We start from the raw sequence: 15,815 nt of genomic DNA on the forward strand, positions 1-15,815 counted from the left end.
AGCGTCCGCCCCGCGGCCAAGGGATGCGCAAAATTGTCGGGGGTCCACGCTACGGTGCGTGGCGTGGAGTTCGGCATGACCACCCAGGCCACCTACCTCCCCGCGGACCCACCGCGGGACGGGGTACTGGCACTCTGGGGAGACGAGATCGACGGGGACACCCCGATCCAGCTAATCCTGCCCGGCGGCGGAAAGTTCGCCCGCACCGAGGTGTCGGCACGGCTGGTGCCCCTTGCGCGCGCCATTCCGCGCCTGCTCGTCGTACCGGACGAGACAAGCCCCGCGATGGCAGCCTGGTCCGCGGTGGTCAATGCCGGTGTCAACCTCGTCGCGCGCGGCCGGCTACGGCCAGCGGCAACCGCGACCGGCCTGGGCACCTGGCGGGTCGGCCCGCTCGACGCCGCGGACGAGGAGCTCCTGCGCGGCCTGGCCGCCGCGCTGCCTCCGGAGGCACACGCGCTCCCGCTGTCCGGGGTGAAACGGATCCGGTTGCACTCGCCGGAATCGCTGGTACGGGCATTGTGGGACGCGGCGGCAGACGTGCTCGTCCGGAGTCCCGCGGCGGCGGTCGGCGCAGGTGGGGCGGCCTTCGCCGAACCGCAGCCCACCCTGCTGGATCCCGACGGAGCGGCGTGGCTCACCGAGATCGAGGCCCGCAGTCCCGACGGCGCGCAGCTGCTGCTGCGGATCGAGGCGAGTGACGAGGAGTTCGCCGGGGTACTGGCGGTGCGGTCCACGCTGGAACCGAGCCTGGTCGTGGACGCGGCCACGCTGTGGGACGCGCCCGAGGCGGTGCTGCATCGGCTCGGCGACCAGGTCGAAACGCAGGTGTTGCTGGGGTTGCGCCGAGGGGCGCGGGCGTGGCCGCCGCTCGGGCGGGTGCTGTCCGAACCGGCGCCCACCATGGTGGCGCTTTCCGACGACGAGGTGGTCGACCTGCTCGGCACCGGCACCCGCGAACTCGGCGGCGCGGGGATCGAAGTGTTGTGGCCCAAGGATCTTTTCGCGGGCGAGGTACGGGCGAAGGCGAGTGTCACGCAGGCGCCGGGCAGCGAGGCCGGGCCCGCGTTTCCGCTCAACGGCCTGCTGGAGTTCCGGTGGCGGCTCAGCCTCGGCGGCACGGAGCTCACCGACGAGGAGGTCGCGGCGCTGGCGGAAGCCAAACGTCCGCTGGTGCGGTTGCGGGGACAGTGGGTCAAGCTCGATCCGGCGTTGCTGGCGCGGATGCGGGCCCGGCGCGCGAAGCTCACCGGCGCCGAAGCGCTGGCCGCGGCGCTCACCGGGGAGCTGGAGGTCGACGGCGAACGGGTCGAGTTCGCGCCGCAGCCCGCGTTGTCCGGGCTCGCCGAACGGCTGCGGGAACGGGCTCCCGAGCCGGTGGCCGAACCGGCGGGGCTCACCGCCACGCTGCGGCCGTACCAGCGGGCCGGGCTCGGCTGGCTCGTCACGATGACCGGCCTCGGCCTCGGCGCCTGCCTCGCCGACGACATGGGACTGGGCAAGACGATCCAGCTCATCGCCCTGCACCTGCACCGGCGGGAGCTCGCCGCGGGGCCCACGCTGGTGCTGTGTCCCACGTCCCTGCTGGGCAACTGGGAACGCGAGTTCGCGAAGTTCGCGCCCGGCGTCCCGGTCCGCCGGTTCCACGGTGGCGGCAGGCATCTCGACGATCTGGCGCCGGACGAGGTAGTGCTTGCCACGTACGGAGTGCTGCGCCGGGATCGGGCGCTGTTGTCCGAAGTGGACTGGGGCGTGGTCGCCGCGGACGAGGCACAGCACGTCAAGAATCCGTTGTCCGCCACGGCGAAAGAGCTGCGGCAGGTTCCGGCGGCCGCGCGCGTGGCGCTCACCGGCACGCCGGTGGAGAACCGGCTCACCGAGCTGTGGTCGCTGCTGGACTGGACCACGCCCGGGCTGCTCGGTCCGCTGGAGAGGTTCCGGCGCACCGTCGCGCGGCCGATCGAACGGGACCGGGACGAGACTGTCACGGGTCGGCTGGCGGCCACCGTCCGGCCGTTTCTGTTGCGCCGCCGCAAAACCGACCCGGACATCGCGCCGGAGCTGCCGCGCAAAACCGAAACCGACCGGTACGTACCGCTCACCGCGGAGCAGACCACGTTGTACGAGGCGGTGGTGCGGGAGAACCTGGCGCAGATCCGCGAGGCGCAGGGTGTGCAGCGGCGCGGGCAGGTGCTGAAGCTGCTCACCGAGCTGAAGCAGATCTGCAACCATCCGGCGCAGTACCTCAAAGAAGGCGGCGGCGTGCTCGGCGGACGGTCGGGCAAGCTCGCCGCATTCGAGGAACTGCTGGACGTGATCCTCGACGAGGGCGAGAGTGTGCTGGTGTTCAGCCAGTACGTGCGGCTGTGCCGGCTGCTGGAGCGGCGGCTCGCCGAACGAGGGTTGCCCACGGAGCTGCTGTCGGGCGAGGTCGGGCCGAAACGGCGGGACGAGATGGTGGCGGCGTTCCAGTCCGGCGAGGTTCCGGTGTTCCTGTTGTCGCTCAAGGCAGGCGGCGTCGGGCTCAACCTCACCCGGGCCACGCACGTGATCCACTACGACCGGTGGTGGAACCCGGCGGTCGAGGACCAGGCCACCGACCGCGCGTACCGGATCGGGCAGGACCGTCCGGTGCAGGTGCACCGGCTCATCGCGGAGGGCACGCTGGAGGAACGGGTCGCCGCGGTCCTGGAGACGAAGCGCGGCCTGGCCGACGCGGTCGTCGGGGCAGGGGAGGACTGGATCACCGAGCTGTCCGACGACCAGCTCGCCGACCTCGTCCGGCTGGGGAGCGGCTGATGCCCCCGCGACGTACGTTCGGCCACCGATGGTGGGGCCGGGCGTGGGTGGAAGCGCTCGAGCAACGCGCGCGGCTCGACCCGAACCGGCTGCCGCGCGGGCGTACGTACGCGCGCAAGGGGGTCGTCGACGAGCTGGCGATCAGTCCGGGCGAGGTCACTGCGTGGGTACGCGGAAGCCGTCCGGACCCGTACCGGGTCGCCATCCGGATGCGGCAGTTCAGCCCCGGGGAATGGGACACGCTGCTCGACGTCGCCGGTCGCCGCCTTGGCCACGCCGCCGCCCTGCTCGACGGCGAGCTGCCCGAGGAACTCGCCGCCCAGTCCCGCGAAGCAGGCGCGGACCTGCTGCCCGGCCCCGGTGACCTGCGGCCGCGCTGCTCCTGCCCGGACACCGCGAACCCGTGTAAACACGTAGCCGCGGTGTACTACGTGGTAGCCGACGAGATCGACGCCGACCCGTTCGTGCTGTTCACCTTGCGCGGCCGCCCCCGCGACGAGGTATTGGCCCGATTGCGGGAATTGCGCACGCCGTCGAAGCCCTCGCGCCCTCCGGAAGTAGGCCTGACCCCGAAAAAGGCCTACGCCCGCCGCGTTGCGCCGCTACCGCCTTTGCCCGAAGTCCCGCACGAGCCGGGTCCGCCCGCAATCCTGGATCCGGACCCACCCGCCCGCACCGGCTGGACGTCCGCCGCCCTGACGACCCTGGCCGCCGACGCCGCGTCCCTGGCTTTCGCCCTGCTCTCCGGCGATCCCATGGCCGACCTGACGTTCGAGGAAGACCTGGCCCGCCGAGCCGCCGGCCGCGGCGCAGACCTCTTCGGCCTGGCCGAAGCGGCCTCCATGGCGCCCTCCGAACTGATCGGCTGGGCCCAAGCATGGCGCGAAGCAGGCCGCACGGGCCTGTCCGCCTTGCGCGACGTATGGACCCCAGGCCCCGGCCAGCTGACGGAAGCCCGCCGAGAACTGGCCGACGCGGGACTACCGGGCGAGCTGAAAGTGTGGCGAAACCGAGTGACGGTAGGTGGGGTACAGATCCGGTACGGCCAGGATCACCGCTGGTATCGCTTCGTGCGGGTCGCAGGCCAGTGGTGGCTGGACGGCCCACCTGCGGAGCAGCCGGTGGATCTGGCGTATCCGGCCGGGGAGGAGAGTTGACCGTTTCTCGGGCGGGGTTCGGGCATGGCCTGCGACGGCGACGTCCCCGGCCCTACCCTCACCCCCGGATGCCAGGTCGAGCCGCTGCGCACAGCACGTTGCTGATGCGTGAGATCTTGGGGGACTTCGTTACCATTTGGTCGTGCAATCTCGCAGGAAGCTCATTATCCACCTCCATGGGTAAAGTGAGAAATGCTGGAGACCAACTATTCGCCCCTGCCCTTTGTGGTCGCAGGAAAACCAGAGCCCCAGTCGGGGAACGCCGGTGGTCGGCGCTCATGTCATCTGACTACGAATCGGCGCTTGCTGGCGTGGAGTCGGCGCGTGTCCGCACCTGGCTGCCGACGTCACATGGTGGCTCGCTGTCGACGAATGCCGGAGCCCGCGAGCCGTGCGGATCGTCTTCCGTGACCCTGATCTGGGATTCGTCCGCTCCAAGACGGGAAAGTCCCTGTTCCGGCAGTGACCCGACGTCCGGAACACTTCATTCCGGTGACTTCTTGGCCTTGCCCGTTTTCCTACTGATGGACTCCTGGTAAATGTCCGCATACGTGGGCGAATCCTTCACCAGATCGTCGCAGAATGCTGCGACGTCGTCGCCGATCAGTTCCAGAACCCCCTTACCGGCCGCGGCACCTTCCTCGAAGAAGTCGACGATCCCCTGGAGGAGGGAGCCCTCGGTCAGCTCGACCGGGCCGACCTTGAAGAAGTACTTCTGCATTTCCTGGTAGACAACCTGGTAGTCCGGCGGGAGTTTCTTGACCCGTGCCAGGTGTGCCCGCCACTGTTTCTTGCCTTGGATGATGTCCTGGATACCCACGTCAATCTCCTAACTGGGCCAATTTCCGGGCGACATTCCGGTTGAGTTGCTTACGCCATCGGTCGCGATAGCTGCGGGCTCCTTCGCCGCCGGCCAGTGCTGCGCAGAAGGCTGCGATGTCGTCGCCGAGTACGTCGTGGATGTTCTGGCCGTCGGATGCGGTTTCTTCGAGCAGGCCGAGAGCGCCGTCGAGAATCGGCATCAGGTTGCGGCCGGTGAAGTCCGAATAGGGAGTGAGGTGGGCCTTGATCTTCTCCCACGCCGACCGGTAGTCGTCCGGTAATGCTTCCGCCCGTGTTTCGAACGTTTTCCATTCCCTGGTGAGATCGCTTCCCGTGATGGTCTCCCAGAAATTCATTTCCGTACCTCCTCGAGGCTTGTCGATCCGTGGTGGGACTGTCAGGAAATCTTGCGGCGGTAGACGACCATGGCGAGCGCGAAAGCGGCGACGAGGATTCCGGCCATCCAGGCGAGCGCGACCCAGATGTCGCCGGTGACCGGCTGCTCGGCGAACAGGGTGCGGATCGTGTTGACGATGGGGGTCACCGGCTGGTTGTCGGCGAACCAGCGCACCGGGCCGGGCATCGTGGCCGTGGGTACGAACGCCGAGCTGATGAACGGCAGGAAGATCAGCGGGTAGGAGAACGCGCTCGCGCCGGAGATCGATTTCGCGGTGAGGCCGGGGATGACGGCGACCCAGGTCAACGCGAAGGTGAACAGGAGCAGAATTCCGGCCACCGCGAGCCATGCGCCCACGCCAGCGCCGGTGCGGAAGCCCATGAGGAACGCGACGCCGAAGACCACGGCGACGGAGATGATGTTGGCGATCAGCGACGTCAGCACGTGCGACCAAAGCACGCCCGAGCGCGCGATCGGCATGGACTGGAACCGTTTGAAGATCCCCGTGGTCATGTCGGTGAAGAGCCGGAACGCGGTGTACGAGATGCCCGAGGCCACTGTCATGAGCAGGATGCCCGGCAGCAGATAGCCCACGTACGCGCCGCTGCTGGCGCCTTGGCTGATGGCTCCGCCGAACACGTAGACGAACAACAGCATCATCGCGATCGGGATGATCGCGGTCGTGATGATGGTGTCCATGCTGCGGGTGACGTGTTTCAGCGACCGTCCGGTGAGGACGGCGGTGTCGCCGATGACATGCGTGCTCATGCGCGGGTCTCCTGTCGGGTAGCGCCGGCTGCGGAGTCGCCGACGAGGGCGAGGAAGACGTCTTCGAGGCTCGGCTGCTTCTCGACGTATTCCACTTTTGCCGGCGGGAGAAGCTTTTTGAGCTCGGCGAGCGTGCCGTTCACGATGATCCGTCCCTCGTGCAGGATCGCGATCCGGTCGGCGAGCTGCTCGGCCTCGTCGAGGTACTGCGTGGTCAGGAGTACCGTCGTACCGCCCGCGGACAGGGTCCGGACGGCATTCCACACCTCGATGCGCGCCTGCGGGTCGAGCCCGGTCGTCGGCTCGTCGAGGAAGATGACCGGCGGGTTCCCGATGAGGCTCATCGCGATGTCGAGTCGGCGGCGCATGCCACCGGAGTACGTCGCGACCTTCCGCCCGGCCGCCTCGGTCAGCGAGAAACGCTCGAGCAGGTCGTCCGCGACCGACGCGGGTTTGGCGACGTGCCGCAACCGGGCCACCAGCACGAGATTCTCGCGTCCACTGAGGATTTCGTCGACGGCCGCGAACTGGCCGGTCAGGCTGATCGACTTCCGCACGTCCGCGGGACGGCGCGCGACGTCGAAGCCGTTGACCCCGGCGGTACCGGAGTCGGCTCGGAGCAGCGTGGACAGGATGTTCACGATGGTGGTCTTGCCCGCGCCGTTCGAGCCCAGCAGCGCGAAGATGCTGCCACGCGCCACTTCGAAGTCGACGCCGCGCAGCACCTCCAGCTTCCCGTACGCCTTCGTCAGGTTCTGCACCTGGATCACCGGCGCCTGCCGGGTTGATGTGTCGGACATGGTCATCTTCCCCCTTCTCGGAGTTGTTCGAGCCGTTCCACGAGGAAGCCCCAGGTCTTCCAGAACTCGTCGAGGTAGTCGCGGCCACGAGTGTTGAGCGAGTACACCTTCCGCGGCGGGCCCTTCTCCGACGAGACCTTCTCCACGTCGACGAACCCGTGCCGCTCGACCCGGACCAGCAGCGCGTAGATCGTGCCTTCGGCGATATCGGAGAAGCCCTGGTCACGCAGCCACGCCGTGATCTCGTAGCCGTACGCCGGCCGCCCGGACAGGACCGCGAGGACGATGCCTTCCAACGTGCCCTTGAGGATCTCCGTCATCTGCTTGCCCATGAAGCACCCCCTTCCTGCTACTCAGTGTCGTTGACTACTGGTACAAAGTATCACTGAGTACCGGCGGAGGGCAACCCCGGAATGGGTTCGCCCGCGAGCGCAGGTCCGGGATAGCCTCGAGCGACAGTTGATCGCATGGGGCGGTGGATTTATGGCAGCCGGGGCGGCGCTCCTGGATTTCCTCCGCGAGCTCCAGGCGACGACCACCTGGACGGTGGAGGTCACCGATGGTTCGCGACAGTGGCAGTTGAATGGGGCGACTTGGCAGGCCACGGTGAATGTCGATCCGGGCAACTGGCTCGGGCTGGAGTTCGAGTCAGCGGATCCGGTTCGCGACAGGTCCGTCATATACGAAATCGACTCCGATCTGTATGACATATCGCGGGAAGATCAGCAAGAATTCGTGACGGAGATCGAACGCGACATCATCGAATTCCTCGACAACCTGCGGAAGGGGCTGGTTCTGCGCGGGAACTACCGATCGAAGCCGGTGCTCGTCTTTCCGCTCGACGGTTCCTTTGTCCGGGTGGTCCAGGGTCTATTCGTGACCACGTCGTCTGTGCACGCCGATCTCGCCTCTGCTCGAGTCGGGGGTGGCTACGTCCCGGTGGAATCGTGACCTGGCTGACGGAAGAGGACCCGGTAATGGTCACTTTCCGGGAAAGCGCTGATGAGTTCGGGGAGAACGCCCCGTCGTTCTTGCTGAAGGAAACGGGTTCCATGCGTCTGGAATCGCTGGACTTGCAGTGGCCGGGTAACGCGACGACGGAGCAGAAGCGCCGAGTGCTCCGGTCCATGGCTGCGGCGACTGCGAAGGGACTCAAGCCGTGCCAGATCACCTGGCACCGGAGGAAAACTCGAATTGCGGCCGATGCTTTGGTCGAGTTCATGGCATCGGTCGACGAGGACATCTGGTGGCTGGGTCACGTTGCGCTCGTATTCGGGCCGGTTGATCGTCCGGAGATGATCTGGCTGCCCGGTTGTGACGGTACATTTCTGCACATCGCTGCTTCGGAAACGGATGGAATCCTTGAGGCCGTCCAGGAAATTTCCCTGGAGATCGGCTGGACGACGGAGGCTCAGTAGCCGGGAACGAGCTTCACGCAGCGACGCCCGTCCCCCGTCAGGAACCGTTCCGTCATCCCAGGTGCGGTGCGAGCGCCGCGACTACCTGGCAGTCTTCCGCCACTGCCCGTCCCGGCGCCTGCCCGGCTATTCCTTCTGCTGCAGACGGTAGAACCGCCCACCCAGTCCCGCGTAGACCGTGACCGGACCTGCGCTCTGCCGGGCGGTTGCTTGCCAACCCTGGCCGTCGGGGATTCCCGGTGCGGGGGAGGGAAGTCCGGTGACTCCGGCGCCCGTCACGGTGCCCATCGGGTCGGTGACGAAAATGCAGTCGGGGCGGGTGGCGGTCCAGCCGGTGAGGAGGATGCCGCCGACGGGATTCGGGGTGGTGATTGCACCGCCTGCGACCGGCAGGGCCGTCGCGGTCGCCGGGTTGAGGATGGTACCGAGTTCGGGTCCGTGGCAGCCGATCGTGAAGTGCGGCGTGAAGGGGTACGCGCCGAGTGCTCGGGCGGCCGGGATGACGTCGCGTTGGATGTGGAGCTGGTCGAGGACCTCGGGGGCGTCCACGCGCAGCGCGATGGGTGCCAGCGCGAGCGGCGCGTAACCGCGGCGGGTCAGATCCGCTTTGGTGGCACCGACGGCGTGGGTTGCCAGCGAGATCGCGACGATGCCGATCACCATCCCGGTCACCGGCCACTGTGGACGGACAAGTGCGGCCAACCCGAGCAGCGCGCTGGTGGCCAGTGCGCCGATCACGGCGTAGCGGCTGATCAGGCCTACGTTGCCGCCGGGGACGAGATTGCTCGTACGGCCGAGCGCGACCAGGGAGGCAAGGGTGACGGCGTAGCCCGCGAGCCCGATCCATCCGCTGGCTCGGCGGTCGGGTCGCAAGGCGACAGTGCAGGTCGCGAGCAGCGCCGTGGTGAGGGCGCCGGCGAGGATGGCGATCACGGCTTGGTCGCCGGACCAGAGACTGCCCAGTACTGCGGTGGCAACGGAAAGCCGGCCGTCCGGGTCGAACGCAGTCGTTGCCAGTGACTGCGCGCCGCTGGGTTTGGTGAGCAGCCACATGCCCAGGACTGCGACGCCCAGACCGGCCTGAATCAGGATTCTGCGCCAGTTTTCCCGGCGGAGCAGGAAGATTGCCGCTACCACCAGGAATGCGGGTAGTCCGGCGCCGAAGCTGAGTGCGGCGAGGAGGGCCGCTGCCGCGGCTGTCCGCCTGCGCCCATGGTGGGCACCGGCGATTGCCAAGGTGCTGAGGAAGACAGCCGGTATCCAGCTGATTCCATTGGTGCCCTGCAACCAGAGTTCGGCGGCGTGTGACGTGAACAGCAGCCATGCGAACCCGGCGGTCAGTGCAGCCTTGCGAGGCAGGGAAAAGGATTCCGGAAGCATCGATGACAGGCAAGCGACAATCCCGCCGACGAGGACGACTGTCAGCAACGTGAGCACCCGGTTGTCGCCTCCGAACCAGGCGGCGTCGGCGTAGAACAGCAGCGACGGGATGACAAAGGGCTGGTCGAGGTGGTAGGTGAACACCTGGCCCAGCAAGAGATGTCCGCGGTCGTCGGTGATTTTCGCGAGCACGTGCCAGTAGTCGAGCAGCACGTGCCCCCGCGGCGCGCGCCAGGCGGTCAGCAGTGCGAGCGCTGCGGGCAGCACGGCGAAGACGCCGAGCGCGACGACCCCGGCGGGCGATCTTCGCGCATGCGGAAGCGCGGGGGCGAGCGTGGTCAAGCCGTCTCCTCGGTGATTTCGTGCCATCCGACCGGCTGCTGTGCGCGGCAGATTGTTGCTGTGACCTGCTGCTTGTACTCCTTCGGAGATGGTCTGGACAAGCGTGACACAGGTCTCATTTTCGGGGGTAACGGTTGAATGGGGACGGCGCGATGATGTGTTCGCAGACCGGAGGATCGGGAGGTTTTCCGGGTGTCCCGGCCCGCGGGTTCGCCTGGCCGGAGTCGTGCGGTGCTGTCGGTGCCGTGCTTTCGGGTTGGCGTGAGCTGGTCTCGCGTTCCGGGGAGGGGCACCGTCGTGCGCCGGTTGTCGCATGCTGCTTCGGGCAGTGTGGTCAGAGCGGTTTTGGTCCTGTTGATTGCGGTGTTGCTGGCGGGCACGACCGAGGCGGTGGCTGCTCCGGCGAAGCCGCCGGAGCAGCCTGCGCGGGTTGATCCGCACGATGTTCCGTTGTTGCCGTCGGTTGCGCCGCGGGTTCCGCAGCCGGAGAAGCCGTCGACGGCGGATTTCTCGGGTCTGTCGCGTTTGGATGGTGGGGCGGGGTCGCATTTCGATGCGCAGCGGTCGAAGCCGGTGGCGCGGTCGATGTTCGTGACGGAGTACGAGAATCCGGACGGGACTCGGTCGGTGCGGCAGTCGAGTCAGCCGTTGAATGTCCAGGACGCCAAGGGTGTGTGGCTGCCGGTCGATACGACGTTGAAGCCTGATCCGGCGACGAAGCGGCCGGAGGCGGTGCAGCATCCGCTGAGTCCGTCGTTGGCGGAGAAGGCGAATGATCCGGCGGTGTTGCAGGTCGAGTCGGCCGGGCATACCGCGAGTCTCGCGTTGGATCAGGCTGCTCCGGCGCAGGCGGCGGTGAAGGGCGACTCGGTGACGTATCCCGAGGTCGCTGCCGGGACGGATCTGGAGTATGAGGTCACGCCGGGTGCGGTGAAGGAGACGATCAAGCTCAAGCGGCCGCCGGTGGATGGCCGGTCGAGCTGGCGGTTCAAGCTGAACACCGGTGGCTTGACGCCGAAGCTGGAGTCGAACGGGTCGATCTCCCTGTCCGATCGGGCAGGTGCGGCGAAACTGGTGCTGCCACCGGTGGAGACCTGGGATTCGGCCGGCCGCGGGGAGACCGCGCCCGCGATGACCGGTGGTGCCTACCAGCTTGAGGAGGCTGGTAGCGAGTGGTGGTTGACGGTCGCCGTCGATCCGGGGTGGCTGAAGGACCCCACGCGCGTTTACCCGGTGTCGATCGACCCGACATTCACCTATGGGGTAACCGAATCACATTCTTACCGCTCGGACGGTACGGTCTGCGATGCGTGCGGTCTGCGGATCGGTAACAGCCAGGCCAGCGGGGACACCTACAACCGCACTGTGTTCCACATGGATTATTCGCCGTTGTTCGGCAAGACCGTCGTCGGCGCGCGGATGGACCTGACGCGGAACACGAGTGTCGTCGGGTCGGTCAAGACGTGGAACACAAACCTTTATCACGCCTCGGGTTTCGACTTCAACGCCGTCGGCGGGTACCTGACCAGTGCGCTGGTCGGGGACGTCGGCAGCTTCGTCGGCGAGGGCTTGACCGGGTTCATCCGTGATCGGGTGAACGCCAGGGACGGCTCGGTGTTCTTCATGATGATCGGCGCGGAGAATCCGGGTGTCTGGACGTACAAGAACCTGAACGCGACGCTGACGGTCGACACGGGGAGTCCGGCTCCGGCGACGACGTTGGTGGCGCCGGTGGACAAGTCGGTGGTCACGACGTTGACGCCGACGTTGTCGGTGCAGCCGGTGACCGATCCGGATGGGGAGGCGGTGAAGTACTGCTTCCGGGTGGCGACGGGGTCGGATGCGAAGTCGGGGGTGGTGGTCGAGTCCGGGTGTCTGCCGACGCCGACGTGGGCTGTTCCGCCGGGGGTGTTGCAGGACGGGGTTGCCTATACGTGGCAGGCGATGACGTTCAGCGGCAGCACGACGATCACGCCTGGCTGGGTGGGGCATCTGAAGGTGGATCAGCGGATCGGTGACCATGGTCCGTCGCCGACGGATGATGCGGGTCCGGTGACGGTGAACCTGGCCAACGGCAACGCATCCCTGGGACAGCAGACGCCGTCGTTCACTACGGTCGGCGGTAACGCGGGGTTGAACTTCACGTTCAATTCCCAGCAGCGGGAACCCAAGGGGCTCAAGGCGTCCTACTTTGTCGACCTGTCGCACAACGGGTTGATCAGTGATGCGCAGCAGCCGGTGCTGGTGCGGACGGAACCGCAGGTGAATGTCGATTGGGGAACGGATTCCCCGTTCCCTCCAGCGTTGCCCGCGGATTGGTTCGTGACGCGGTGGGAAGGGTTCTTCCAGGCGCCGGTGGCCGGGACGTACCAGTTCGCCGGGGTGCATGACGACGGTGCGGTGGTGTGGGTCAACGGCGTCAAGGTGTATGACGTCGGCACGCCGAGTGATGTGAACTGGACCGAGTCAGCGAATGTGACGTTGACGGCGGGGCAGCGGGTGCCGATCAAGGTCGAGAACGCCGAGGCGACGGGTGCGGCGAGGATGCGCCTGTTCGTGCGGACGAGTGATAACACGACGGTGGCGCCGCAGATCGTCCCGGCGGATTGGCTGTTCACCAACGATCTCCCGGCGTTGCCGCAGGGCTGGACGCTGTCGGCTGACCTGGACGGTGACGGCACGAGCTACACCGAAGCCAAGGTCACGGATCAGAACATCGTGCTGACGGACGCGACCGGCGCGAAGCACACGTGGACGAAGAAGAGCACCGGCGGCTATACCGCACCGGACAACGAGGACGGTGTCCTGGCGCTGGACACGAGCGGGCGGGTGACGCTGCACGACGGCGGGGATGTGTTCACTTTCCGCACGGATGGGAAGCTCGATACCCAGGCATCGGCGGTGGATTCGCGGAAACCTGCTGCGCTGCAGAACATTTACACCGGTGCGCCGTCGCGGTTGAGCCAGATCAAGGATCCGGTGTCCGGGCGGGCGCACACGTTGCATTACCAGCGTGCGGGCGATGATTGTTATGGCAGCACGAGTGTCCCGCCGGGGGCGGATGCGGTGCCGCCGTCGCAGATGCTGTGCCGGGTCACGTATTGGGACGGGTCGCAGACGGCGTTGTGGTACGTGCAGGGCCGGTTGGCGCGGATCGAGGACCCGGGCGCGGAAAACAACGACTACCTGTATGACGAGGGTGGCCGGGTCACGGCGGTGCGCAGCCCGCTGGCGACGGACTGGGTTGCGGCGGATCCGGGGTCGCGGAACCTGATCGATTACTACACGACGATCGGGTATGCGGACCATAACGGGAAAACGCAGGTCACGAACGTGACCGAGGCGGCGCCTGGTCCGGGGCAGCCGCGGCCGAAAACGACCTACCGGTACGACCCGGCGAACCGGACCAGCTATACCGACACGGCGGGGTTGAGCCCGGCTGTCGGGTTCGCGAGCAAGGTCGTCTACGACGACGCGGACCGGACCCTGTCTGCCACGGACGCGGCGGGCAAGACCTCGCTGCAGGAGTGGGCGCCCAAGGACCTGCCGCTGTCGACCACGGATGCAGCCGGGCGGAAGACCACCACGGTCTACGACTACGCCGACCGGCCCACCGACGCCTACGGCCCAGCGCCCGCGTCGTGTTTTGCCGGGCAGGTGCCGAATGGCACGTGCGGGATGTCGCACGGCCACAGCGGGTACGACGAGGGCATCAACGGCCTGGCCGCTGCGTTCTATGACAACCCGACGCTGTCTGGTGCGCCGAAGGTGCAGCGCACGGGGATCGGCCCGGCGGATGGCACCGTCAAGAGCCCGTGGGAATACAGCAACGACGTGACCCCGGGGCTGAGCGCGGACGCGTTCTCCCTGCGGCTGACCGGTGATCTCGTCTTCCCGGCAGTGGGGGATTACAAGCTGCGGGCCAATGTGGACGACGGTATCCGGATGTGGGTCGATGACCAGCTGGTGATGGATTACTGGCAGGTCAGCAACCCGGCCTGGCGCGAGGCCACCGTCCACGCCGACGCCGCGGGGCAGGCGAAGCGGATCCGGATCGACTACTACGACAACGGCGGCTACGCGAAACTCGACCTCGACTGGATCGCGCCCGGCAAAGCCGAGGAACTGGTTCCGGGGACTGCGTTGCGTCCGCGCTACGGGCTCAAGACCTCGACGACCGCCTCGGAATCCGACGGCGTCCCGGACAAGGTCGCCACCACCCGCTTCGACGAAAACGGGGTCGACCCCGTGTACGGGCTGGCGACCTCGGGGCAGGGCAACCCGTCCGGGTTGAAGATCAACGGCTCGGTCGCGTATGAGGCGCCGGGTGCCGGGTATCTGCGTAAGACGAGCAAAACCATGGCGACCGGCGCGAAAACTACCTACGCGTACTACGGGGATACTGAAACCCGCGCCAACCCGTGCGTCCCCGGCAGCCCGGCGGTGGCGCAGGGCGGGCTGCCGAAACTGGTTACGTCGACCACCCCGGCCGCTGGGCCCGCGCGCGTGGATGAGCAGGTCTACGACGCGTCCGGGCGGGTGATCGCCGAGGCCACCGGCGGCGACTGGACCTGCACCACCTATGACAACCGGGACCGGCCGGTCGAGGAACGTGTCCCTGCGTCGGCGACCTCACCGGCGCGGACCGTGACGCACACCTACGCCGTCGGCGGCGACCCACTCACGAACACGATCGCCGACGACAAGGGCACCATCACCACCACCGCTGACCTGCTCGGCCGGGTGGTCGCCTACACCGACGTCCACGGTGTGCGCACCACCACCAGCTACGACCAGGTCGGGCGGGCGACCTCGAGCACCATCACCCCGCCGAACAGCGCGGACCTGCCGAGGACGCTGAGCTTCACCTACGACGACACCGGACGCGTCCAGACCCAGAAACTGGACAGCACAGTCCTGGCGAGCGTGGCTTACGACAACGCCGGTGAGCTCGCCTCGGTCACCTATGCCAACGGCAGCAGCCTCAGCGCTGTGGGCAAGGACAACGCCGCCCGCCTGCTGTCGCTGGACTGGAAAACCAGCGACAACCAGCACATCGTGTCCCAGGTCGGCCGCACCAGCGCCGGCACGATCATCGACGAAACCCTCGTCGGCACCGACGCCCGCCCCAACGCGCCGAACTATGTGTACGACGGCGCGGGCCGCCTCACCGAGGCCTACGTCACCGGGCATCACTACACCTACGACTACACCGCGACCGCGTCCGCGACCTGCCCGACAGGGACCCAAGCCAACGCGGGCCTGAACACCAACCGGATGCGGCTGCTCGACCAGACCGCCACCGGTACCGCGGAAACCCGCTACTGCTACGACGCCGCCGACCGCCTCCTGGCCACCGAAGGCGCCACCACCCTCACCGGGTTCACCTACGACACCAACGGCAACACCACCAGCTGGACCGGCTCCGACGGCAGCACCACGACACTGACCTGGGACGGTTCCGACCGCAACACCGGCGCCCGCACCACCGGCCTCACCCCCGCCTTGAACGCGGACATCGCCTACACCCGCGACGCCACCAACCGCATCATCCGCCGCGACCCCCGCGACTGCGACAACAACACCGTCACCCGCTACAGCTACACCAGCGACGGCGACACCCCCGACCTCACCCTCAACACCGACAACCGCCTCACCTCGCTCTCCCTCTCACTACCCGGCGGCGTCCTCTACACCAGCCGCCTCGGCACCGACGGCACCTTCACCCCTACCTACGACCACCCCTCCATCCGCGGCGACCTCGTCCTCACCACCGACACCACCGGACACCAAGCCGGAGCACTGCGCTCCTACGACCCGTACGGCCAACCCGTCGCGCCGTCGGGCGCGGTGGATACACAGAACGTGCCGGACAACTCACCGGGTTCGATGGACTACGGCTGGCTCGGCCAGCACCAGCGGCCCTACGAAC

11 protein-coding genes are annotated in these 15,815 nt (G+C 67.5%); 5 read left to right on the forward strand and 6 right to left on the reverse strand.

All coding sequences use genetic code 11. From position 1 onward, the window contains the following. Positions 1 to 75 precede the first annotated feature (75 nt). Together OO71_RS42285 and OO71_RS42290 are read left to right on the forward strand one after the other, a co-directional pair. Positions 76 to 2,799 carry a DEAD/DEAH box helicase gene (locus OO71_RS42285; protein ID WP_245633955.1) on the forward strand — a complete coding sequence of 908 codons (2,724 nt, stop codon included), beginning with the start codon at positions 76 to 78 and terminating at the stop codon, positions 2,797 to 2,799. Further along, positions 2,799 to 3,956, forward strand: coding sequence for an SWIM zinc finger family protein (locus OO71_RS42290; RefSeq protein ID WP_033295719.1), 1,158 nt, complete (start codon positions 2,799 to 2,801; stop codon positions 3,954 to 3,956). Before OO71_RS42285 ends, OO71_RS42290 begins: the two co-directional genes overlap by 1 nt. A gap of 484 nt (positions 3,957 to 4,440) precedes the next feature. On the opposite strand, the gene OO71_RS42295 is transcribed toward OO71_RS42290, so the two are convergent. The 5 genes from OO71_RS42295 to OO71_RS42315 are packed head-to-tail and all read right to left on the reverse strand — an operon-like array spanning position 4,441 to position 7,075. Continuing rightward, a complete protein-coding gene (locus OO71_RS42295; RefSeq protein WP_033295720.1) occupies positions 4,441 to 4,776 on the reverse strand; it encodes a DUF1048 domain-containing protein in 336 nt (111 codons plus the stop codon). Between the two features lies 1 nt (position 4,777). After that, entirely contained in the window at positions 4,778 to 5,134 is a 357-nt protein-coding gene (locus OO71_RS42300; protein ID WP_033295721.1) for a DUF1048 domain-containing protein, read from the reverse strand. A gap of 41 nt (positions 5,135 to 5,175) precedes the next feature. Beyond that, positions 5,176 to 5,943: an ABC transporter permease gene (locus tag OO71_RS42305; protein WP_033295722.1), complete on the reverse strand. Its 768-nt coding sequence runs from the start codon at positions 5,941 to 5,943 to the stop codon at positions 5,176 to 5,178. Then, positions 5,940 to 6,743, reverse strand: a complete 804-nt coding sequence (locus OO71_RS42310; RefSeq protein ID WP_211260827.1) for an ABC transporter ATP-binding protein — start codon at positions 6,741 to 6,743, stop codon at positions 5,940 to 5,942. The genes OO71_RS42305 and OO71_RS42310 overlap by 4 nt, the downstream gene beginning before the upstream one ends. 2 nt (positions 6,744 to 6,745) lie before the next feature. Beyond that, positions 6,746 to 7,075 (reverse strand): PadR family transcriptional regulator, encoded by a 330-nt coding sequence (locus OO71_RS42315; protein WP_033295724.1) that lies wholly within the window; start codon positions 7,073 to 7,075, stop codon positions 6,746 to 6,748. Positions 7,076 to 7,202: 127 nt separating this feature from the next. Here OO71_RS42315 and OO71_RS52740 point away from each other — a divergent pair, with 127 nt between their 5' ends. Both OO71_RS52740 and OO71_RS42325 read left to right on the forward strand, forming a co-directional pair. After that, positions 7,203 to 7,694 carry a hypothetical protein gene (locus tag OO71_RS52740; RefSeq protein WP_245633956.1) on the forward strand — a complete coding sequence of 164 codons (492 nt, stop codon included), beginning with the start codon at positions 7,203 to 7,205 and terminating at the stop codon, positions 7,692 to 7,694. Next, positions 7,691 to 8,161, forward strand: coding sequence for a hypothetical protein (locus OO71_RS42325; protein WP_033295725.1), 471 nt, complete (start codon positions 7,691 to 7,693; stop codon positions 8,159 to 8,161). The genes OO71_RS52740 and OO71_RS42325 overlap by 4 nt, the downstream gene beginning before the upstream one ends. 126 nt (positions 8,162 to 8,287) lie before the next feature. Here the strand turns inward: OO71_RS42325 and OO71_RS42330 are convergent, their stop codons facing one another. Beyond that, complete coding sequence (locus OO71_RS42330) at positions 8,288 to 9,883, reverse strand: hypothetical protein (protein ID WP_063740188.1); 1,596 nt, start codon at positions 9,881 to 9,883, stop codon at positions 8,288 to 8,290. 297 nt (positions 9,884 to 10,180) lie between these two features. On the opposite strand from OO71_RS42330, the gene OO71_RS42335 reads away from it, so the two are divergent. Beyond that, on the forward strand, positions 10,181 to 15,815 hold a 5,635-nt coding region (locus OO71_RS42335; RefSeq protein ID WP_245633957.1), incomplete at its 3' end, for a PA14 domain-containing protein.

The organism is Amycolatopsis jejuensis (genome assembly GCF_000717335.1).
Lineage (GTDB): Bacteria > Actinomycetota > Actinomycetes > Mycobacteriales > Pseudonocardiaceae > Amycolatopsis > Amycolatopsis jejuensis.